At 64.3% G+C, this 22011-nt stretch carries 13 protein-coding genes; 10 read left to right on the forward strand and 3 right to left on the reverse strand.

The window, feature by feature from the left end; genetic code table 11:
- The first annotated feature begins 15 nt into the window (after positions 1-15).
- The 10 genes from rhaI (at position 16) to VN047_RS09630 (ending at position 16866) form a co-directional block, all read left to right on the forward strand.
- On the forward strand, positions 16-1311 hold the full coding sequence (gene rhaI, locus VN047_RS09585) for an L-rhamnose catabolism isomerase (RefSeq protein ID WP_325542104.1): 1296 nt from the start codon (positions 16-18) through the stop codon (positions 1309-1311).
- A 59-nt stretch (positions 1312-1370) separates the two neighbouring features.
- Positions 1371-2156, forward strand: coding sequence for a DeoR/GlpR family DNA-binding transcription regulator (locus tag VN047_RS09590; RefSeq protein ID WP_325542106.1), 786 nt, complete (start codon positions 1371-1373; stop codon positions 2154-2156).
- Between the two features lie 211 nt (positions 2157-2367).
- Positions 2368-5103 carry a TonB-dependent receptor gene (locus VN047_RS09595; protein WP_325542108.1) on the forward strand — a complete coding sequence of 912 codons (2736 nt, stop codon included), beginning with the start codon at positions 2368-2370 and terminating at the stop codon, positions 5101-5103.
- 54 nt (positions 5104-5157) lie between these two features.
- The gene (locus VN047_RS09600; RefSeq protein ID WP_325542110.1) at positions 5158-8415 is read left to right on the forward strand and encodes a family 78 glycoside hydrolase catalytic domain; all 3258 of its coding nucleotides are present in this window, start codon (positions 5158-5160) and stop codon (positions 8413-8415) included.
- Positions 8412-9878 (forward strand): carboxylesterase/lipase family protein, encoded by a 1467-nt coding sequence (locus VN047_RS09605; protein WP_325542112.1) that lies wholly within the window; start codon positions 8412-8414, stop codon positions 9876-9878. Before VN047_RS09600 ends, VN047_RS09605 begins: the two co-directional genes overlap by 4 nt.
- A complete protein-coding gene (locus VN047_RS09610) occupies positions 9875-10738 on the forward strand; it encodes an alpha/beta hydrolase (RefSeq protein ID WP_325542114.1) in 864 nt (287 codons plus the stop codon). The genes VN047_RS09605 and VN047_RS09610 overlap by 4 nt, the downstream gene beginning before the upstream one ends.
- A complete protein-coding gene (locus VN047_RS09615) occupies positions 10735-12333 on the forward strand; it encodes a tannase/feruloyl esterase family alpha/beta hydrolase (RefSeq protein ID WP_325542116.1) in 1599 nt (532 codons plus the stop codon). Before VN047_RS09610 ends, VN047_RS09615 begins: the two co-directional genes overlap by 4 nt.
- Positions 12330-14003: an AMP-binding protein gene (locus VN047_RS09620; RefSeq protein WP_325542118.1), complete on the forward strand. Its 1674-nt coding sequence runs from the start codon at positions 12330-12332 to the stop codon at positions 14001-14003. Before VN047_RS09615 ends, VN047_RS09620 begins: the two co-directional genes overlap by 4 nt.
- The gene (locus VN047_RS09625; protein WP_325542120.1) at positions 14000-14338 is read left to right on the forward strand and encodes a hypothetical protein; all 339 of its coding nucleotides are present in this window, start codon (positions 14000-14002) and stop codon (positions 14336-14338) included. Before VN047_RS09620 ends, VN047_RS09625 begins: the two co-directional genes overlap by 4 nt.
- A complete protein-coding gene (locus VN047_RS09630; protein ID WP_325542121.1) occupies positions 14338-16866 on the forward strand; it encodes a beta-glucosidase in 2529 nt (842 codons plus the stop codon). The genes VN047_RS09625 and VN047_RS09630 overlap by 1 nt, the downstream gene beginning before the upstream one ends.
- Here the strand turns inward: VN047_RS09630 and VN047_RS09635 are convergent, their stop codons facing one another.
- The 3 genes from VN047_RS09635 to VN047_RS09645 all read right to left on the reverse strand — a co-directional run bounded on the left by VN047_RS09635 (position 16867) and on the right by VN047_RS09645 (position 21998).
- Entirely contained in the window at positions 16867-17829 is a 963-nt protein-coding gene (locus VN047_RS09635) for a patatin-like phospholipase family protein (RefSeq protein WP_325542123.1), read from the reverse strand.
- A 60-nt stretch (positions 17830-17889) separates the two neighbouring features.
- Positions 17890-18807 carry a hypothetical protein gene (locus VN047_RS09640; protein WP_325542125.1) on the reverse strand — a complete coding sequence of 306 codons (918 nt, stop codon included), beginning with the start codon at positions 18805-18807 and terminating at the stop codon, positions 17890-17892.
- 74 nt (positions 18808-18881) lie between these two features.
- Positions 18882-21998 carry a TonB-dependent receptor plug domain-containing protein gene (locus VN047_RS09645; RefSeq protein WP_325542127.1) on the reverse strand — a complete coding sequence of 1039 codons (3117 nt, stop codon included), beginning with the start codon at positions 21996-21998 and terminating at the stop codon, positions 18882-18884.
- Positions 21999-22011 lie beyond the last annotated feature (13 nt).

The following is a 22011-nucleotide window of genomic DNA, read 5'->3' on the forward strand; positions in this document are numbered from 1 at the left end:
AATCAGGAGAGAGTTATGGCTGGCGATCTGCCGCTCGCACAGGACGATATCGAGCGATTGAACGCCGGTCTGACCGACGCGCTCGAAGACGATTACGGCAGCCTTGGTCGCCAGCTTGGCCGGCGCGGGATCGATATCGACGCGGTGAAGGCCATGGTTGCGGGCTTTTCGGTCGCCGTGCCGAGCTGGGGCGCTGGCCGCGGTGGCACGCGCTTTGCCAAATTCCCGATCGCGGGCGAGCCGACCAATATTCACGAAAAGCTCGAAGATTGCGCGGTCATCCAGCAGCTCGGTCGCGCGACACCGCGCGTCAGCCCGCATTTCCCTTGGGACAGGGTCAGCGATTATCGCGGTCTGCGCGACGAAGCCGCCGCGCTCGGCCTCGGCTTCGACGCGGTAAACAGCAACACCTTCCAGGATCAGCCGGGGCAGGCGGTGAGCTATGCGACAGGCTCGCTGTCCTCCACACGCGCCGACGTGCGCGAACAGGCGGTCGCCCATAACATCGAATGCATCGAGATCGGCCGGCAACTCGGCGTGACCGACCTGACGGTATGGGTAGGCGACGGCACCAATTTTCCGGGGCAGCAGGATCTCGGCCGCAGCCTCGACCGTTACCTTGATGCAGCCGCACAGGTTTATGCGGCGCTGCCCGGCGACTGGCGGATGCTGATCGAGCACAAGATGTTCGAGCCGGCCTTTTACTCGACCGTGATTTCCGACTGGGGCAGCTCGATCCTCGTCGCGCAGGAACTGGGCGACAAGGCGAAATGCCTCGTTGATCTCGGGCACCACGCGCCAAACGTCAACATTGAACAGATCGTCGCGCGGCTGCACCGATTCGGAAAGCTCGGCGGCTTCCACTTCAACGACAGCAAATATGGCGACGATGATCTCGACAGCGGATCGATCAATCCACACCAGCTTTTCCTCGTCTTCAACGAATTGATCGAGGCCGAGGTGAACCCGCGCGGCGACTTCCGCCCCGCCTATATGATCGACCAGTCGCACAATGTGACCGACCCGATCGAGAGCATGTTGTCGTCCGCCGAAGCGATCGTTGCGGCCTATGCCAAGGCTTTGCTCGTCGACCGTGAAGCATTGCTCGCCGCGCAGGAAGCAAATGACACGATGCTGGCGTTCCAGACCCTGCGCATGGCATACCGCACCGACGTCACGCCGATCCTCGCCGCGGCGCGCGCCGAAGCGGGCGGCGCGATTGATGCCATCGCCGCCTATCGCTCTAGCGGGTGGCGTGGTCGCAAGGCACAGGAACGCAAGGCTGCGGGTGCTGCGGCAGGGATCGTCTAATCATTCGATTGCAACTCGGCGCAGCTCCCGTCAAAAGGCATAATCAGACAGGGACCGAAATGCACGCAGCCGAACGCGAAAAAATGATCCTCGACAGCCTTGGAGAGAGCGGTTTCGTCTCGTTCCGCGACCTTGAAGGCCGCGTCGCTGCATCGCCCGCTACGATCCGCCGCGACCTTGATCGGCTGGAAGACGCGGGCGTTATCACGCGTGTACGCGGCGGAGCCAAGCGTGTCGGGGCAGCCAGCGGAGCGGCAACCGTGCCCGAAGAAGGGCTGTCGGGTATCCCCTTCCATGAAAATATCGGTCGCAATCGTAGTGCGAAGGAAGCGATCGGGCGCGCAGCCGCGCAACTCTGCATCCCGGGCGAAGGCGTGATGATCGACGGCGGCTCGACGACGCTGCAAATGTGCCCGCATCTCGACGGCCTCGCGCTGCAGGTGCTGACCAACTCGCTGCATATCGTCAGCGCGCTCCTCCCGCAGCCGACGACACGTATCCTCGTGCCGTCGGGGCAGGTGTTCCGCGAACAGAATATCGTCCTGTCGGCGGCCGGCGACGACGGGATGCCGCGGTTTCACGCGCCGAAGCTGTTCATGGGCGCGGCGTCGATGGGCCCCGCAGGGCTGATGCAGGCAGACGTGATCCTCGTCGCCGCCGAGCGCCGCCTGATCGAACGTGCCGACGAGATCATCGTACTCGTCGACAGCTCGAAATTTTCGGGCCCCTCGGGAAACGTCGTCTGTTCGCTCGACGAGATTGATGTGGTCGTGACCGACTCCGCGATTGAAACGCGCCATGTCGCGATGATGGAAGCCGCCGGCATCCGCGTCGTCCTCGCCTGAATATTCCGCAGCCTTGGAAGAAAAACCGCGGCTTGCCGCGCTATCGGTGTTCTGTATGATTGAATTTGATCATTGACGTGATTGCTAAAGACAAATAATGAGCAGTGATGCGAAAACGTTCGGAGAAGCGTTGCATCGGAGGAGTAGGATTGCCGTGCAGGCACCTCCGTCGAAAAGGGACAATCCGCAATGCGGATGCAGGGAGGATGCGATGATGGCGATGAATGCTGCGGGTCGGGATATTGTTGCGCGGCGTCGCGCGTGGCGGCGAGGTATTTCGGTGCTGGCCTGCGCCGGGGCGCTGATCGGCGCAAGCGGCGCCTACGCGCAGGACGTCGATCCCGATGCGCCGACCGACGCCGATATCATCGTCACCGGCACGCTGCTGCGCGGCGTCGCGCCCGTCGGGACCAATGTCGTCGGCATCGATCGCGAAGATATCCTTGCGACCGGTGCGGCCTCGACGAACGACCTGCTCGCCTCCATTCCCCAGGTCGGCAATTTCGCGACCGTGCCCACGGGTACGGGCAGCTTTGCATTGCCGATCGTACGCCCCAATATTCGCAATCTTGGTGCCTCGGGCGGGACGACCACGCTGGTCCTGCTCAACGGCCATCGCCTCGTCGGGGCCGGCGTGTTGCAGACGAGCGTCGATCCGTCGATTTTCCCGCCCGAAATCATCGACCGTGTGGAAGTGGTGCCCGACGGCGGTTCCGCGGTTTATGGCTCCGATGCGATCGGCGGCGTGATCAACTTCATCACCCGGAAGCGCTTTGACGGCGTCGCGGTCAACGCGCGTTATGGCGTTGCGGACAATTATCAGACTGTCGATGGCAACGTCACCGTCGGAAGGGATTGGGGCAGCGGTTCGCTCTTTGCCACCTATTCCTATGCGTGGCACGACAATATCCAGAATATCGACCGCGATTATACGCGGGCGGATCATACGGCGCGCGGGGGCAGCGATTTCAGGACGCAGCTCTGTTCGCCGGGCAATATCATCGACAACCCCACCAATCCGCTGACGGGCTTGCCGTTGGTTCCTTTCTTGCCGGGCAACGTCCCCTATGCCTTACCCGGCATGGCGCCCAACACGACCAATTTGTGCGAGGGGGCCCTTTATACCGACCTTTATCCGAGGGAAGAGCGGCATAGTGTTTTTGCTTCCCTGATCCAGCAGCTGTCCGATGATCTCGAATTTTCGGCTACGGCCTATTGGTCACAGCGCGATACGACGACATTGACCCAGCAACCGGGCTTCTCGGGCTTTGTAACGGCCGCGAACCCCTATTTCCGGCCGGTCAGCTTTTCGCCCGCGCAATCGGTATCGATGGCATTCGATGACGTGTTCGGCCATACGGTGACGAGCAAGGCGCGCTTCGAATCCTATGGCATCACGCCTGCTTTCAAGCTTGATGCCGGCGGCGGTTGGCAGATCCGCGCCCAGGCCAATCTGGGACGAAGCTATAATCTCATTCTCGACGATACCATCAACAGCGCCGCGGCGACAGCGGCGCTGGGCGGAACTACCCTCGCGACCGCGCTGAACCCTTATGATCCCGCATCGAGCAATCCCGCGGTGCTTGCCGCGATCGGGGATTTCCAGAATTATGGCCGTGCGGTTCAGGAGCTCGCCGAGCTTCGTATGATCGCGGACGGTTCGCTGGCCACGCTTCCGGGCGGCGATGTGCGCCTCGCGATCGGCGCCGAATATCATTATGAAAATCTGGATTCGCTGATCAATCTCGACCGCCGCGGCGTTTTCACCAATGCGATCGATTCCTATACGTCGCGCGATGTCAAATCGGCCTTTGGCGAGCTGCTGATCCCGATCTTCGGCGAGGGCAATGGCAGCCCCGGAATGCGCGCGCTCAGCATTTCGGGCTCGATCCGCTACGACGATTACAACGACATCGGCGGTACGACCAATCCCAAGATCGGCTTCATCTACAAGCCCTTCGACGATTTCACGATCCGCGGCAATTACGGCACATCTTTCCACGCGCCCAGCCTTGCGGACACCACCAGCACATCGGATTCGCGTGCGCAAATCCTGCTGTTCAGCCCGTTCCGTGGCCCGCCCGAAACCATTCCCGGGCTGACACCGGCGCAGGTCGATCAGCTAAACTCGGCGCGGCCGACGATCATCCTTGCCGGCGGCAACCCCGATCTCAAACCTGAAAAGGCCAAGACCTGGTCGCTGGGTTTCGACTGGAAGCCCGATATGGCCCCGGGTCTGGTGGTCAGTGCGACCTATTACAATGTGAAGTTTACCGACGCGATCGCCGTTCCGCCCTTCCTTTCGCCGATCCTGTTTTCGGATCCGGGCTACAGCAGCTTCTATAATACGAACCCCACGCTCGCCGAAGCGCTCGCGGCGGTCGGAAGCCTCCAGCTGAACGGCGCGCCGAGCATCCAGTCGCTCTATGCCGGCACGTCGCCTTATATTCTGATCGACGCGCGGCGCACCAATCTCGGTTCGATCAAGACCGACGGCATCGACTTCAACGTGGCATATGTGCGGCAGACGGGCTTCGGCTCGATCAATGCGAGCATTGCGGGAACCTACACGCTGAGCCGCAAGACCCAGCCGATCGCGGGCAACCCCTATGGCAATGACCTCAAGAACGGCACCGGCCGGATTGCGCTGGTGGCGACGCTCGGCGGGAGTGTCGGGGACTTCACCGCACTGGCAAAGCTGAACTATCGCGACGGCTATCCGATCCTCGGCCTCGCCAACCAGGCCAAGGTCGACAGCTTCAAGACGGTCGACCTGTTCTTCGGTTATTCGCTGCCCGGCGGGGGCATATTGAAAGACACGATGCTGACGCTGAATGTCGACAATGTGTTCGATGAGGATCCGCCCTTTATCGACACGCTGGGCAGCTATACCAATGGTTCGACTCTGGGCCGGTTGTTCAGCTTCGGCATCCGCAAGAAATTCTGATGACATGGGAAGCCGGCGGTTTCGGACTTCCTGCCATGACATGACGGCGGCCACATGAAGTTTGTGCAGATCCTGTTGCCCATTGCCGTGCTGCTGGCGAACCCGGCGGCCGGGCAGCCGGCGGGCGCCGCCGCGCCCGCCGTGCCCTCCGCTCTCAAGGTGGAATACGCCGTCCAGCCGATCGGTCTCGACGAACCGCACCCGAGGCTGGCGTGGCTCTCTCCGGTCGCGCGGCAGAGCGCCTATCGCATCCGCGTTGCGACCTCGGCCGCCGATCTCGAGCGCGCGCCGCTGTGGGACAGCGGCAAGGTGGCGTCGGCGGATAATGTCCAGATCGCCTACGCCGGACCGAAGCTCGCCTCGCACAAGAGATATTGGTGGCAGGTGCAGGTGTGGGATACCGATGGCAACGCCACCGGCTGGAGCACGCCCGCTTGGTGGGAAACAGGGCTGCTCGGCGCGTCGGACTGGCAGGCGCAATGGATTTCGGGGCCAGTGCGGCGCGATCATGATTGGGGCGACCTGACGCTCGACGCAGATCTCACGCTGACAGGCAAGAGTGTCGACATATTGTTTCGCGCGCTTCCGAACGGAAAGACCTATGGCGATGCCTATGTCTGGACGCTCGCTGACGACAAGAACGGGCCCGAACTGATCCAGACGCTGCGTCGCTATCCGGGCGGAACGAGTTCGGCGATCAGGATGGAGCGACTGGGGCAGGTGAAACTGCCCGCACCGATCAAGGGACGCCGTATCGCGTTGTCGATCCGGGCCGAGGGCGGGCATATCATCACGCGCATTGACGGCACGGTCGTCGCGACCGTCGACAATGATGCGCACAAGCATGGCACGATCGGCTTCGCCGGCAAGGAGGCCGGCGCGGCGATCATCCACAAGGTCGGCGTGACGGGCACGCAAAGCCCCGCGGTCACATTCGATTTCGCCGGCGGCGACAATCCCTTTACCGGCGGGAGCGTGGCGAAGGACGGGCTCGTCGTGGCAAGCGGCGTTCCGGGGGTCGACCTCGTCCTGCCGATCGAAGCCCCCGCGCCGCTCGTCCGGCGCGCCTTTCGCCTCGCCAAGCCGGTGGCCAGTGCACGCCTCTATTATGCGGGTGCGGGTATGCCGCGTCTGTCGGTGAACGGCACTGTCATCGGTTCATCACTTGGTGCGGGCTTCACGGCCTATGACAAACGTGTCCTCGGCCATGCCCTCGACGTCACCAGTCTGCTGCGGCGGGGCGAGAATGTGATCGGCGCCGAACTCGGGCGCGGCTGGTACGGGCTGACCGATCCCAATGAATGGTACTTCCACGCGGCACCTTGGCACGCCGAACCCGCGCTCAAGGCCCAACTCGAAGTTACCTATGCTGACGGGACGCGCGAAACGGTCGTAACCGATGGTAGTTGGCGCACGGTTTCGGGTCCGACCCTGAATGACTCGGTGCATCGCGGCGAGCGCTTCGATGCGCGGCTGGTTCCGGCGGGGTGGGATCGTACAGGTTTCCGCGACCGCAAATGGCAGGCGGCATCGGTCGTTGCCGGGCCGGCGGGACAGCTTGTCGCCGCCAACTCCGAAGCAATCGAACCGGTCGAAAATATCGCGCCCGTCGCGGTCAAGGAAGTCGCCCCCGGCGTTCATGTCTACGACTTCGGTCGCATCGTCGCGGGCTGGCCGGTGCTGAAAGTCAGCGGTCCGCGCGGGCTCACCGTGTCGATGGTTGCGAGTGAACGCCTCGCCGACGACGGCAAGGTCGTTCCCGCCGCAGGGCTGATCGACGCGCAGCTCCAGACCGACCGCTATACGCTCGCGGGCAAGGGCGCCGAACAATGGGAACCGCGCTTCGGTTACCGTGGCTTTCGTTATGTGCAAGTCGAGGGTTTTCCGGGCACGCCGTCCGAAGGCGCACTGACCGCGCGCATCGTCCATTCGGCGGTGGCGCGTACCGGCAGCTTTGCCAGCGCCGATCCGCTGCTGAACAGGATCGATGCCGCCGCGATCGGATCGATCCTCAACAATCTCCATGGTTTCCAGACCGATACACCGACCTATGAAAAGAACGGCTGGAGCGGCGATGCGCAGGCTTCGGCCGGGGCGGCGGCGCGCAGCCTCGACATCGCGCGCGTCTGGACCAAGTGGCTCGCCGATTTCCGCGATGCGCAATCGGAGAAGGGCGAGGTTCCCGAGATCGCCCCGACGACGCCCTTTTATGGCTATGAGAATACGCCGGGCTGGAACGTGATCTGGGGGCCAACAACGCCGTGGGATGCCGCGGCGATGATCCTGCCGTGGGAGCTCTACACAACCACCGGCGACACGCGCATCCTCGCCGACAATCAGGACATGCAGCGCCGGCTCGTCGATTACACCGCGACCTTCATCAAGGCGCCCGATTACCAGCGTTCGGCGGGGCTGTCCGAATGGGCATCGGCGGGCGGGATGGATTACAGCAATGCGCGCGGCGGTGGCATCGACGCGGTGACGACCGCCTATTTCTTCCACGAGGCCGACCTGCTCGCCAGGTCCTCGGCCATCGTCGGCAAGGTCGATGACGCGGTGCGCTATGGCAAGCTCGCGGGCGATATCCGCGCCGCCTATAATGCACGCTATTGGGACGCCGCGAACGGCTGGTACCGCACGGTCGATGCCAAGGGCGTCGCAGGTCCGCCGATGCAGGTCCAGAATATCCTGCCGCTGGCCTTCGGCATGGTTCCGGCGGGCCGTGAGCAAGGCGTTGCCGACACCATCGCGCGCGACGTCGACAAGCAGGGGCTCCGTACCGGCGTCTATGGCGCGCGCTACCTGCTCGAAATCCTGAGCGATTATGGCCATGCGAATATTGCCTATCGCGTCGCGACGCGGACCGACGAGCCAGGCTGGGGCTGGTGGATCAAGAACGGCCATTCGACGATGTTCGAGACGTGGAGCCTCAACAGCCGCTCGCGCGACCATCATTATTTCGCCTCGATCGCCGACTGGATGCGCCAGCGGCTGGCCGGGCTGCGGCCGGGCGCACCGGGGTACAAGGTCGTGCTCGTCAAGCCTGCTATTCCTGACGGCCTCGCCAGCGCCGAGGCGGCAATGGAGACGGTCCACGGCCGCGCGTTCTCGGGGTGGCAGTTCGCTTCACACCGCAAACTGACGCTCACGGTCGAAGTGCCGCCGAACACCGCCGGTGAAATCTGGGTGCCGACGCGCTTCGGCGGAATCGCCGCGCCCTCGGGGGCACAGGCCGTGCGGCCGGAGCCGGGCTATGCGGTCTATCGCACCGGACCCGGCCGTTTCATCTTCAATACCGGAGGCACGCCATGATCCGCGCTTTATTCCTTTCGGCCGCGGTCGTGGCGTCACCTGTCGCCGCGCAGCAGGTGGTGATCGACAGCGGTGCCGTCGCGGGGGCGACCGCCGACGGCGTCGCATCGTTCCGGGGCCTCCCCTATGCGGCGGCGCCCGTCGGCGATCTTCGCTGGAGCGCGCCGGCGCCGGTCGCCTCGTGGAGCGCGCCGCGCGACGCGACGAAATACGGCCCCGACTGCATGCAAAACCCGCTGCCCGGCATCCAGCCCGGATCGCGGCCGATGAGCGAAGATTGCCTGACGCTCAACGTCTGGACGCCGAAGCCAGCCAAGGGTGCCAAGCTGCCCGTGATGGTCTGGATTCACGGAGGCGGCTTCGTCGGCGGATCGGGCACGCTTCCCGAAACCGACGGCGGCCTGCTTGCAACGCGCGACGTCGTAATCGTCAGCTTCAACTACCGCCTCGGCCGCTTCGGCTTCTTCGCGCATCCCGCACTGGGCAAGGACGGCAACTGGGGGCTGATGGACCAGGTCGCGGCGCTCAAATGGGTTCAGCGCAATATTGCGGCGTTTGGCGGCGATCCGGCGAAGGTCACCATCTTTGGCGAAAGCGCGGGTGGCGAGTCTGTGTCGCGCCTGATGGCATCGCCTGCCGCGAAGGGTCTGTTCGCGCGCGCGATCGTCGCGTCGGGCGGCGGCCGCGACGACTGGCCGACGCTGGTCGAGGCGCAGGCAAAGGGCGAAGTGTTCGGCACGCGTGCAGGCGCTGCCGATGCCGCGGCGCTGCGCGCTCTGCCGGCAGACAAGGTGCTCGGCAGCCTCGCGTTGATGAGCAAGGAAGAGGACCGCTATTCGGGACCGATGACTGACGGGACGATCGTTCCCGCCGGCGCCGAGACGATTTTTGCCGAGGGCAGGCAGGCGCGCATCCCCTATATCATCGGCAGCAACGACGATGAGCTGGGCTTCATCCCCGCGCCGTTCCGCGCGATGGTGAACGGGCCGGTGGAAAAGGCGCTGGGCGCCTCCGCGGCGGCGGTGAAGGCGGCTTATGCCAGCGAGGACGAGGCGAACCGGCGGCTTGGCGGCGACGTGATGTTCGCCGAACCGGCGCTCGCCTTCGGCCTGTTGCAGGCGCGAGGCGGGGCGCCAGCCTTCCTCTATCGTTTCGGCTATGTCGCCGAAAGCCAGCGCAAGCCCGATGTCGGCGCGGTCCACGCGTCGGACGTCGCATTCCAGTTCGGCAATCTGCCCGCCGATGCGGCGCCCGCCGACCGCGCTGCGGCAAAGCAATTGGGTGACTACTGGACCAATTTTGCCAAAACCGGCGACCCGAACGGCAGCGGACTGCCGCTCTGGTCGCGGCTCGATCCCGCCGCCCCGCAGCTGCTTTCGATCGGTATCGCCACGACCGAAATGGCGCCAGCCAGTTCGCCTGCGCTGACCGCGATCGCCGCCGCACGGAACGAGAAGAAATGAAAGACCTGACCATGCGCCTCTCCGCCGTCGTTGCCGGTGCGCTCGCTATCGTCGCTATCCCCGCCTGCGCGTGGGAAGTGATCCGTCTGTCTTCGGACCCTGTTCCGGCAACCTCCAAAGAGGTGCGCGAGACGGGGCCATTCGGGACGATCGTGCGCAATGTGTCCGACGCGACGCTCACGCCTTATGTGGCGGATAAACCCAACGGCACCGCGGTGATCGTGGCCCCGGGCGGCGGCTTTCACATGCTGTCGATCGACAATGAGGGTGAGGCGGTCGCCAAATGGCTGAACAGCCAGGGCGTCACAGCATTCGTGCTCAAATATCGCCTGCTCGAAACCGGCGCCGATTTTCCGATCCAGATGATGCGCTATCTCGCCAATCTTCCCGCGCTGCGCACTGCGGTCGAGCCGCTGCGCCCGCTCACGACCGCCGACGGCGAGAATGCAGTGAAGTGGGTGCGCAAGAATGCGGCCCGTTACGGCATCAAATCGAACCGTGTCGGGCTGATGGGCTTTTCGGCAGGCGGCGCGGTGACGGTGTGGACGCTGGCGGCGAACAAGCCCGCGAGCCGCCCCGATTTCGCGATCGCCATCTATCCCGGATTGCTGCCCGACACGATCGCGGTGTCGAAGAAGGCGCCGCCGCTGTTTGTTGCTGCGGCGAAGGACGACAAGCTGGCGTATGACGACAGCGTGCGGCTCGCCGCTGCATGGAAGAGCGCCGGCGCCAGCAGCACGATCGTGAGTTATGAAAACGGAGGCCATGGTTTCGGCATGAAAAAGAGCGGCAAGGCGAGCGATGCATGGACCGACGCGATGACCGACTGGATGCGCGGCCAGGGACTCGTCGGCAAATGAGGACCGCCTCTTTCTTCCTGCTCGCCAGCGGATCGCTGCTCGCCGCGTGCACGGCGAACGAGCCAGCGCCGACACCTGCATCTTCCGCCCAAAAGGTCAGCGGCTGCGAAGCGCTGGCCGGCATGGCGCTGAAGGACGGCAAGATCGATGCCGCGACCTCGCTCGCGGGTGGCGCGATGGTCGATCTGGAGGCAGGCAAGCCCGGTCTGCCGGCACCTGCCGCCTTCTGCCGCGTGCAGGCGATGCTGTCGCCGGTGCCGGGATCGTCGATCAAGGTCGAGGTATGGCTGCCCGAACGCGCAAGCTGGAATGGCAAGCTGCTCGGTGCGGGCAACGGAGGCTTCGGCGCGAACATGCTGCTGCCGTCGCTCTTGATGCGCGGTGCGGTGCAAAAGGGCTATGCCGCGGTCGGCACCGATATGGGGCATTTCGGCGAAGCCGATGTCGACGCGAGCTGGGCGCTGGGCGCGCCCGAAAAGATCCGCGACTATGGCTGGCGAGCCAATCATGTCGGCGCCGAAACCGCCAAGCAGGTGATCGCGGCCTATTATGAAGACCCGCTTGCGGCGAGCTATTTCCACGGCTGTTCGGATGGCGGCCGGCAGGCGCTCACCCTCGCGCAGCGTTTCCCGGGTGACTATGACGCGATCATCGCTGGTGCGCCCGCGATGCCTTGGACGCGGATGGCGAGCGCCTTTGCGAACAATGCCGTCGTGGCGGGCAAGCCCGGAGGCGATTTGTCGATGGCGAAGCTGAAGCTGCTCCAATCGGCGTCGCTCGGTCAGTGTGACAGCCTCGACGGCGTCAAGGATGGCGTGATCGACGATCCGCGCGCCTGCCATTTCGACCCCGCGAAGCTCGCGTGCAAGGGCGGTGAGGGCGCGGACTGCCTGACTCCGGGCGAAGTCACTACCGCGAAGCTCTTCTACGAAGGGCCGAAGACCGCCGACGGCAAAGGCTTCTACCCCGGATTCGCTCCCGGAGCAGAGGCCGAGGCGGGCACCTGGTCGCAGTGGCTGACCGGCAAGACGTCGCAGCATGTGAAATTCGGCACCGCCTTCTTTCGCTATTTCGTCCACGCCAACCCCGACTGGCAGTTGTCCGAATTCAACCTGGACCGCGACTATGCGCTGGCAAAGGCGCGTGTCGGCGGCGATCTCGATGCCGACCGGACCGACCTTACCGCCTTCTACAAGCGCGGCGGCAAGCTTATCCTCTATCATGGCTGGAATGATGCCGGGATCCCGGCGCAGAACACCGTCGATTATTACGAGCGCCTCGTCGCGGCGAACCCGAAGGCTGCATCCGCCTCGGTCCGCTTGTTCATGGTTCCTGGCATGTCGCACTGCCTTGCCGGACCTGGACCCAACAATTTCGACCCGCTGACGGCCCTCGATGGTTGGCGGCAAGGCGGACCCGCGCCCGAGCGGATCATCGCGACGAAATATGACAACGACCTGTTCGCCTATATCGGCCTGCCTGCAAAGGCCGGACGGACGCGTCCCCTCTGCCCCTTCCCCAAAGTCGCGAAGTGGGACGGCAAGGACTCGACCGACGATGCCGCGAGCTTCGCGTGCGAGGCGCCCGGTAAATGACAAGCCACGTCAAGGGGGCGATCGAACCGCCGCTGATCGAACATACGATCGGCGACGCGCTCGCGCTCGCTGCCGATCGCTGGGGTGAACGCGACGCGCTGGTTTCGGTCGGGCAGGGCATCCGCTGGAATTTTGCCGAACTGCTCGAGCGATCCGACGCCCTCGCGGCCGGGCTGCTCGCACTCGGACTGAACCCGGGCGACCGGATCGGCATCTGGGCGCCGAACTGCGTCGAATGGACGCTGACCCAGTTCGCCGCCGCGCGCGCGGGGCTGATCCTCGTCACGATCAACCCCGCCTATCGCATGTCCGAGGTCGAATATACGGTCAACAAGGTCGGGCTGTCGGCGCTCGTCGCCGCGACCAGTTTCAAGACCAGCGACTACCCCGCAATGATCGAGGAGCTCGCTCCCGAGACAGTACAGAGCGCGCCGGGCGAGCTTCGCGCCGCAAGGTTGCCGACACTGCGCTCGCTGATCCTGATCGGCGGAGCCCGCCCGGGCTGGTTGGCGTTTCACGATGTGGAGGACCGTGCGGCCGACGCCGATCGCCAGCGCCTCGCCGCGATCGGCCCGACACTCGACCCGAACGACGCGATCAATATCCAGTTCACGAGCGGTACCACGGGCCTGCCCAAGGGCGCGACGCTCAGCCATCGCAACATTCTCAACAACGGCTATTTCGTCGGCCGCACGCAGGGGCTCGGCGCGGGCGATCGCATCTGCATACCGGTGCCGCTATATCATTGCTTCGGCATGGTGATGGGCAATCTGGCCAGCATCACCCACGGCGCCGCGATGATCTATCCGTCCGAAGGTTTCGACCCCGAAGCGGTGCTGCGCGCGGTCGAGGCCGAACGCTGCACCTCGCTCTATGGCGTGCCGACAATGTTCATCGCAGTGCTCGCGCATCCGCGCTTCGACGACTTCGATATGTCTTCGCTGCGCACCGGCTGCATGGCGGGCGCGATCTGTCCCGAACCGCTGATGCGGCAAGTGGTGGAGCGGCTCAACATGCGCGACGTCACGATCGCCTATGGCATGACCGAAACCAGCCCGGTGAGCTTCCAGACCGCGCCCGACGACCCGTTCGAACGCCGCGTCGGTTCGATCGGGCGGGTGCAACCGCATCTCGAATGCAAGATCGTCGATGTGAACGGCGATATCGTTCCCTCTGGCGAACCCGGCGAGCTCTGCACCCGCGGGTATTCGGTGATGATCGGCTATTGGGAGGAACCCGAACGCACCGCGGATTCGATCGACGCTGATGGCTGGATGCATTCGGGCGACCTCGCGACGATTGATGCCGAAGGCTATGGCAATATCGTCGGCCGCCTCAAGGATATGGTGATCCGCGGCGGCGAGAATATCTACCCGCGCGAGGTCGAGGATTATCTCTATCGCCATCCCGCGGTCGAAGATGTCGCGGTGGTCGGCATTCCCGACGAGCGTATGGGCGAGGAGCTTTGCGCGTGGGTACGGCTGAAGCCCGATGCCAGCGCCGATGCCGAAGCGATCCGCGAATTCTGCCGCGGGCAGATCGCCCACTATAAAGTCCCGCGTTACGTGCGTATCGTCGGAGAATTCCCCACCACGGTGACGGGGAAGGTCCAGAAGTATCTGATCAGAGAAGCGATGGTCGCCGATCTCGAAAAGGAAGATGTGAAATGAAAACTGCCATGTTTGTTGCGGCGCTGATGGCAGCCGCCCCCGCTTCTGCTCAGGACACCGCCGCCCCGGCGCCCGTTCCCGCGGCGCCCGCGCCGGCCGCCGATGCCGTGCCCGCAAGCGACGCCAAGTTCAACCTCGACACCCCGCTGCAGGACATCGTCGCCGATGAAAAGGGCAAGGCGGTGATCGAAAAGCACTTCCCCGGCATGATCGCGCTGCCGGAGTATGAAATGTTCAAGGCGATCAGCCTGACGCAGCTTCAACCCTATTCGAACGGCAAGATTACCGACGAAATGCTCGCGGCGACGGCCAAGGATCTGGCGGAGATCAAGTAATGAAAAGCCGGACAGCCTATCTGGCGGCAACTCTGCTGTCCTCCACGGTGGCGCTGTCCGGCGCTCAGGCGCAGGAAATGATCTACAAGGACAAATCGGCGCCGATCGAGGCGCGGGTCGATGACCTGATGGGGCGGCTGACGCTCGACGAGAAGATCCTGCTGCTCGCGGGCGAAAGCTCGATGACGCTGAACCCGATCGAACGGCTCGGCATTCCGTCGATCCGCATGACCGATGGTCCTACAGGCGTGCGCTCGCCCGAGGGCAAGCCTGCGACCGTCTTTCCTGTCGGTGTCGCGATGGCGGCGACGTGGAACCCGGATCTCACGGCCGAGGTCGGCGCGGCGATCGGCAAGGAAACGATCGCGCACGGCGCCGACGTGCTGCTCGCACCGACGGTCAACATAGTGCGCACCCCGCGCTGGGGCCGCAATTTCGAAACCTATTCGGAAGATCCCTATCTCGCGGGGCAGATCGGGCTCGGCTATGTGAAGGGCGCCCAAAGCGCGGGGATCGGTGTGTCGCTCAAGCATTTTGCCGCGAACAATCAGGAAACCAACCGCTTCATCGTCGATTCGGTGGTGGACCAGCGGACGCTGCGCGAAATCTACCTCCCGGCGTTCGAAACGGTGATCAAGCAGGCCGATCCCTGGTCGGTGATGGCGTCGTACAACAAGATCAACGGCACCCACGCGGCCGAGAACCGCTGGTTGCTGACCGATCTGCTCAAGACCGAATGGGGCTATAAAGGCTTTGTCGTATCCGACTGGGGCGCGGTCCATTCGACCGCGACCACGGTCAACGCCGGCATGGATCTCGAGATGCCGGGACCGCCGAACCATTTCGGGCCCAAGCTCAAAAAAGCTGTCGAAGACGGTAAGGTCACCACGGCGCAGCTCGACGATAATGCCCGGCGCATGGTGCGGCTGATCGTGCGCAGTGGCGCGATCGAACGCGGCGTTGCGCGTCCCGTCGCTGCCGAGATGCCGCGCAATGTGGCGCTCGCGCAAAGCGCCGCCGAAGAAGCGATCGTTCTTCTCAAGAACAGCGGCGTGCTGCCGCTGCCGTCGTCGATCAGGTCGCTGGCGGTAATCGGTCCCAACGCCGACGTCGTGCGCATCCAGGGCGGCGGCAGTTCGGCGGTCGTGCCGTTCGAGACGAGCACGCCTCTCGCGGCGCTCAAGGCTGCGCTGCCGGACGTACAGATTGTCTATGCCAGGGGTGTCGACAATGAAGAGACGCCGCCCGGGGCCAATCCCGGATTGTTCAGTGTCGGGACCGACCGCAGCATAACCGGTCTTGCCGCGACCTACTATGCCAACGGCGAGATGACCGGCGAACCGGTGAAGAGCGAAACCGCCAAAAGCTTTTTGAAGCGCATCAGCGGCAATATCGCGGGGCCGCAGGTTACCGGCTATGCGGCGTTCCGCTGGGAAGGACTGCTGTGGCCCGAGAAGAGCGGGACCTACGAATTCAGCACGCGCGGTACCGGCAATGCGACGATTACGCTGGATGGCAAGATCGTGCTGTCGAAGGAAAGCGCATCGAAGCCCGACAATCGCGACGTACTCGGTTTCCCCATTCCGCGACGCACCGTGTCGGTCGAACTCGAAGCGGGGCGCAGCTATCCGATCCGCATCGACTATGTGAACGGACAGACGCCCTATGAATATCTGAGCTTCGGCCTTCGCGAGCCGCTGCCATCGTTCGACGAGGCCGTTGCGGCCGCGCGCGGTGCCGATGCCGCGGTGGTGTTTGTCGGGTCGTCTTCGACCACCGAGGGCGAGGGCTATGATCGCGCCTCGCTCGATCTGCCCGGCGACCAGAACAAGCTTGTCGATGCGATTATCGCCGCCAACCCGAAGACCGCCGTCGTCGTCAACGCCGGCGCGGCGATGACCATGCCCTGGTCCGACAAGGCGCCGGCAATTGTCGACATGTGGCTGCCGGGCGAGGGCGGCGCGGCGGCGCTCGCCAATGTGCTGACCGGCAAGGTCAACCCGTCGGGCAAGCTGCCCGTGACCTTTCCGGTGCGGACCGAGGATGACACGATCAACCTCAAAGGCGCCAAGACGCCCTATTCCGAAGGCTTGCTCGTTGGCTACCGCGGTTATGTCGCGAAGGGCATCAAGCCGCTGTTCGCCTTCGGCCATGGGCTCAGCTACACGAGCTTCGGTTATTCGGCGCTGTCGGCACCCACGCGCGTCAAGGGCGGCGTAGCGGTCCCGGTAAAGCTCACCCTTCGCAACGAGGGCAAGCGTGCCGGCAAGGAAGTGGTGCAGTTTTACGTCGCGCCTCTCGCGCCCGCGCCCGGCGAAGCGCCGATTGCGCTGCGCGGCTTTGCCAAGGTCGATCTTGCCGCAAAGGCACGCCGGACCGTCACCGTCGCGCTCGACCCGCGCGCCTTTTCGCGGTTCGATGCGGAGAGCGGCCGATGGCGCATCGTGCCGGGCCGCTACAAGATCATGGCGGGCTCCTCGTCGGAGGACATAAGGCAGGTCCGCGAGATCGAGATCACCACCGACTGATCAACTGAGCAGCGGTTCGAGTGCGTCCCATTCCCGCTCGACCGCTCGCCGCCCCGCGTCGATGGCCTTGCGTATCTTCGCGGGATCGAAGTCGAGCGTTTCGGAATATTCCTCCTCGGGCTCGATGATCCGGATCGGCGCGAAGCGGTAGCGCGATATCTGGACGTCGAGCGGGCGGAGGATGCGCGCTGCCTGCGCTCCGCCGATGCCTTCCGACTGGAGCGCGCGGAGCTGCGCCTCGCGCGCCGCGATCAGATCGTTGATCAGCGCGGCGCCGGCAAGGTCGTTGGCAGAGACCTCCGACTGAAGGATATCGACCGCGCGGAGCCCGATCTTGATCAGGTTGCCGAAGGTGCGAACGGGTCCCGGCTGCGGTGCCGGCGATGCGCGGACCGCGATCACACCGCGCGGGTTCATCTCGAGCGCGGCGCTGAGCGGGGTCACGTCGCGCACGCCGCCGTCGACCCATTGTTCTTCGGTCCCGTCGCTCGCCCGCGTCTTCAAAGGGTCGAAGAACAGCGGCATCGCGCAGCTTGCGTAAACCCAGTTGTGAATTCCGGGCACGCTCTCGTCGATGTTGCGATAGGTGCCCGTGCCGAGATTGACGACGCCGAGCAGCAGCTTGCGCCGGCTCGCAGCGAGCTTTGCGTCATCGGCAAACCCCTTGAGCAGCTTCTTCAGCGGCGCGGCATCGTAGATCGCATCCTCGCCGAGGATACCGCCGACGACGCCGAGCGGACGTTCCTTGTAGATCGAGCTGTTGCCCCGGATGCCGAGCCACGCATCGAGCAGCCCCGGTACATCGTCCTGCGCGACGCCGAGCGCCTGGATCGCACCGGTCGAAACGCCCGCGACGATATCGATCCGGACCCCGCGATTGACCACCAGCTCGTGGACGACACCGACCTGGAACGCGCCCTTGGCGCCGCCACCGCTCAGCACAATTGCGAGACCACCCGCCATGCTTCATCTCCTCGGCATGGCAGGCAATCTACAGCTTTTTCAGCTCATTCCCAAGAGCTCTTAGGGGAGGGGGCTGCAATCTGCGCCGGGCTGAGGTCTCGCGTCGCCGAACAGGATACGGATGGCCACTGGCGCCATCCCCCCGTTGTCGTGCCCGACACGCGGGACGAGTGTGCAACCCCAGTTGAACGGCACCTTGTCGGCTAAGGCGCGGGAGCGCGCGCGCGCGTAAAAAGCCTCGCCGCGCGCCAGGCGAAAGGGACCCTGCGCCATTGCTTCGGGCTGGCGGGGAAGGCTCGGATAATCGGGATCGATGTCGTCGGTGCCGAGCAGCACCGTCATCGGAAGCGCAAAGGCCTTGGCCGGATTCCAGAGACCGGGTGGAAGGCCGGCAATCCCGAACGGCCAGCGTATGGCGGGATCGGTCATCGCATAGGAACCGGCATTCGCCGACACCGCGCGCGCAAGGTGCGGACCGCCGCCTGCGAGGACGTAACGATGGACGAACTGTGCGCCACCAGAATGGCCGTAGAGTGCATAGGTCTCGGCGGTCAGCTTCTCGCGCTTGCGGACCTCGGCGAAAATCGGCTCGACGGTTGCGAAGGACCATTTTTCGGGCGCGCGCGCGCTGCCGTCTTTTTCGGTGAACCAGCCATGGCTGTAGGCGGCGACCCCGGGAAAGGCCTTGCGGTCATATTCGGGGACGATCAGCACGATCTTTCGCGCACGCGCGAGGTCGATCCACTCGCCGATATATTTGTCGGCGTCGCGCTGTACCCCGTGAAAGACGAACAGGATCGGCGCGTCGGCGGGGGTGTCGGCGGAACGATAGGTCCAGACGGGAAAGGCCGGACCGGCCCACCCGTCGAAGATGAACCGCTGTACGCCTGCCTCGAAAAGTTTCTTTTGCAGCGCGGTTTCACCATGCGGGGCGGTGCTGGCAACGGCCTGGCCGGGCGCGCACCCTGCCAGCATCATCAGCACCGCTCCCGACATGGCCTTCAGGAGCCCAGTGGATAGGCGACCCGAAGCTCGTGATTTCATCGACCGCATCAGAATTTCACCGTCGCGCCGACATAGAAGCGGCGACCGGCAATATCATAGACACCGTTCTGGTTGGTCAATCGCCCGCTCTCGGTTCCGCTCGGCAGGAAGGGACTGATCGAATTGAACAGATTGTTCACCCCGCCGTAGAGGCGGAATTCCTTGCCCCCTGTATCGAGGTCGAACGACAGGAACAGGTCATGTTCCCACACGTCGCCGATGTTGAGGAAGATCGGTACCTCGGCATTCGGATTGGTTTCGAGGAGAGCGGCATATTGATCGCGCAGCGAATTGCTGTCGTTGATCTTGCCGTAATAGGTCGTGGTCCAGCGGATGCGGAAATTGTCGAGGCGCCAGCTCAGCGAACCGCGCGCGCGATATTTGAAGCTGCCCTCGGCAAGGTCGCCGGCGAGGTCGTTGGTGACGGTGCCGTCGATCCCCTGGAACTGGACCTTCTGCTTCAGCACATGCGTTCCGTCGTAGCGCAGGTCGAAGCGGCCGGGAATGCCGAGCGCATCGTCAAGGCGGAAGCGATAGTTGAAGGCGACATCGATCCCTTGGGTGTCGAAGCGCGCGAGATTGACCTGCCGCTGCACCAGTTCGACGATCTGCCCGTTGTTGGCGTTGCGGGTGATATCGGCGCAGAAGGGATTATCCGCCTGCGACACGTCGGTATCGTAGCATTGCAGCTGGATGTCGCGGTTCGAATAGGCGTCGATCGCGTCCTTGATGCGGATGTCGTAATAATCGACCGCGATCGTGAGCCCGGGCACGAAGCGCGGCGCGAGGACGGCGCCGAGCGTCAGCGTGTCGGCGGTTTCTTCCTTGAGGTCGAGGTTGCCGCCGTTGGGGCTGTAAAGGCTGTTACCCGCCTGCGTATAGCGCTGGGTTGCGCCGTCGGCCGCCTGTTGCGCGAACAGCGCCTGGATGCCGGGGGCGAGGCGGCAGCCGGCGGCGATGCGCCCCGCGGTCGTCGGGGTCACGCCGTCGCACAGGTCGTTCGCCGCCTCGAAATTGCCGCGCGGAGGTGAATAGAGCTCGGCGATGTCGGGCGCACGCTGGGCCCGCGCGAACTGGGCGCGGAAACGGATATCGGGGATCGGTGTATATTGGACCCCGCCGCGCCAGCTGAACACGGTGCCGACATTGTCGATGCTGTAATCGGCAACGCGCGCCGAGGCATCGACGCTGAGCAGATAGGCGCCGGGCGCATCGCGGAGCAGTGGCACGCTGACTTCGCCATATCCTTCGAGCGCGCGGATCGAGCCGCCGAAATTGGGTACGGCGTTGCCCGTCGTGCCGCCGGTCTGCGACAGGATGTCGCCGCTAAGCTGCTGGCTGTCCTTGCGATAGTCGATACCGAAGGCGGCTCCGACCGGTCCGGCCGGAAGCTGAAACAACTCACCGGTGACGAAGGCCTGGCCGGTATATTGGCGGATCGTCAGATCCTGATGGAGATCGGCACGGATCCAGTTCGCCATGTCCGGGGTTATCGATCCCTCGCCGAACAGGTCGATTGCGACACAGCCCGCGGCGCGGGCATCGGCGTCGACGCAGCGGGGGCCGTCAGGGCCCATCTCGGAATTGAGCGCCTGGATCAGGTTGAGGCCGTTGATTTCGTTCCGGCGCCACTGGTCCTGCTTGTACTGGCCGTAACCGAAGCTGGCTTCCCAGTTCCAGCTGTCCGAAATCTTGCCGCGCAGGCCGACCCAGCTACGGATCGTTTCGCGCTTGTTTTCGGTGATCTGCCCGCCGACTTCGTCGAAGCGGCGGTCCCATGCGATGCCGGCACCGGTCGACGGCGTTTCGTTGCCGCGCAATTCGGGCGGCACGAAGGGATTGCACGGTCCGGGAGCGCGGCGGCACGGGATCTTGCCATATTCAGTCTCGCTCGTGACGCCGGTGAGCGGGTCGGTGACCGGGAAGGTCGAATCCCAGCCGATCCCGATCGCCTCGCGCGTTTCGCCCGATTCAATGCGCGAATATTGAATTTGTGCAAAGCCCTCGAGGGCATCGGAAAATTCATAGTCGAGCTTGGCTGCGGCGAGATAGCGCGTGCGCGGCAGGATCAGCGAACGGCCGGTGCGCTGGTTGTACCCGTCGCGGTTCGGCAGAAAGTATCCGGTGTTGCCGTTGTCGGTCGTGCCGATGGGGACGGGGCGCCCGGTCTGCACATCGGGACCGAGCGGCACGAGTACGCCGTTTCGATAGAAGCGGTCGCGCGACGAGTTCGCGCCTGAAAAGACCCCGCCGGGAATGAAGGAACTGAGATCGCTCATCGCGAGCGGCGGGAATTCGGAGGCGGGTCGCGAGCCGCTGGTCGGCGCGCCGTCGGCATTCAGATAGACACCCTCGAACTGGTTGATGCCGTTTTCGAAATCATAGCCATAGGCTACGGGCCGCACCGCCCATTCGCGGTCGACGGCGCGGATGCCCCAGTCGCGGTCGTAGGTGCCGCTGACGAGAAAGTAACCGCGATCGTCGGCGAAACGCGTGCCCCAGGTCGCGCCGAGCGTGAGTTCCTGTCCGTCGCCCTGCGAGGTGATGCCGGTGCGCGCACGCAGCGTCAGCCCGCGTTCGTTTTTCTTGGTGATGATGTTGACCACACCCGCCACTGCGTCCGATCCATAGACCGACGACGCGCCGCCGGTGATGATCTCGACCCGGTCGATGAAATCGCTGGGGATCGTCGACAGGCTGACGAGATTGCTGATCCCCGAATTCGACACCGTCCGGCGACCATCGACAAGGACGAGCGTGCGGTTCGCGCCGAGATTGCGGAGCTCGATCGAGCTGAGCCCCGAATTCTGCGTGTTTCCGGTGACCGTCGAATCATTGGTGGTCGACGACAGTTGAGGCAGGTCGGCGAGCGTCTCGCTGAGTTCGCTGTCGCCTGATTCGACCAGATCTTCGGACGAAACCCCGATTACCGGCGTGGGCGTGTCGTAGGTTTCGCGCGCGATGCGGCTGCCGGTCACGACGATGGCATCTTCGCCCGGTGCTGCGGCGGCGGTTTCCGCTGGCGCTTCCTGCGCGGCGAGCGGTGTGGTCAAGGCGCCCATCCCGGCGAGGGCCAGTACGGCACGGCTGCTGTGTCGAGCCCAGCGGGCTTTCGTCGAAATCATTGTCTCACTCCCC

Source organism: Sphingopyxis sp., assembly GCF_035565275.1.
Classification (GTDB): Bacteria; Pseudomonadota; Alphaproteobacteria; order Sphingomonadales; family Sphingomonadaceae; genus Sphingopyxis.

Coding starts and splice junctions, on each gene's coding strand:
- rhaI (WP_325542104.1), top strand. CDS start 16: ATGGCTGGCGATCTGCCGCTCGCACAGGACGATATCGAGCGATTGAAC.
- VN047_RS09590 (WP_325542106.1), top strand. CDS start 1,371: ATGCACGCAGCCGAACGCGAAAAAATGATCCTCGACAGCCTTGGAGAG.
- VN047_RS09595 (WP_325542108.1), top strand. CDS start 2,368: ATGATGGCGATGAATGCTGCGGGTCGGGATATTGTTGCGCGGCGTCGC.
- VN047_RS09600 (WP_325542110.1), top strand. CDS start 5,158: ATGAAGTTTGTGCAGATCCTGTTGCCCATTGCCGTGCTGCTGGCGAAC.
- VN047_RS09605 (WP_325542112.1), top strand. CDS start 8,412: ATGATCCGCGCTTTATTCCTTTCGGCCGCGGTCGTGGCGTCACCTGTC.
- VN047_RS09610 (WP_325542114.1), top strand. CDS start 9,875: ATGAAAGACCTGACCATGCGCCTCTCCGCCGTCGTTGCCGGTGCGCTC.
- VN047_RS09615 (WP_325542116.1), top strand. CDS start 10,735: ATGAGGACCGCCTCTTTCTTCCTGCTCGCCAGCGGATCGCTGCTCGCC.
- VN047_RS09620 (WP_325542118.1), top strand. CDS start 12,330: ATGACAAGCCACGTCAAGGGGGCGATCGAACCGCCGCTGATCGAACAT.
- VN047_RS09625 (WP_325542120.1), top strand. CDS start 14,000: ATGAAAACTGCCATGTTTGTTGCGGCGCTGATGGCAGCCGCCCCCGCT.
- VN047_RS09630 (WP_325542121.1), top strand. CDS start 14,338: ATGAAAAGCCGGACAGCCTATCTGGCGGCAACTCTGCTGTCCTCCACG.
- VN047_RS09635 (WP_325542123.1), bottom strand. CDS start 17,829: ATGGCGGGTGGTCTCGCAATTGTGCTGAGCGGTGGCGGCGCCAAGGGC.
- VN047_RS09640 (WP_325542125.1), bottom strand. CDS start 18,807: ATGATGCTGGCAGGGTGCGCGCCCGGCCAGGCCGTTGCCAGCACCGCC.
- VN047_RS09645 (WP_325542127.1), bottom strand. CDS start 21,998: ATGATTTCGACGAAAGCCCGCTGGGCTCGACACAGCAGCCGTGCCGTA.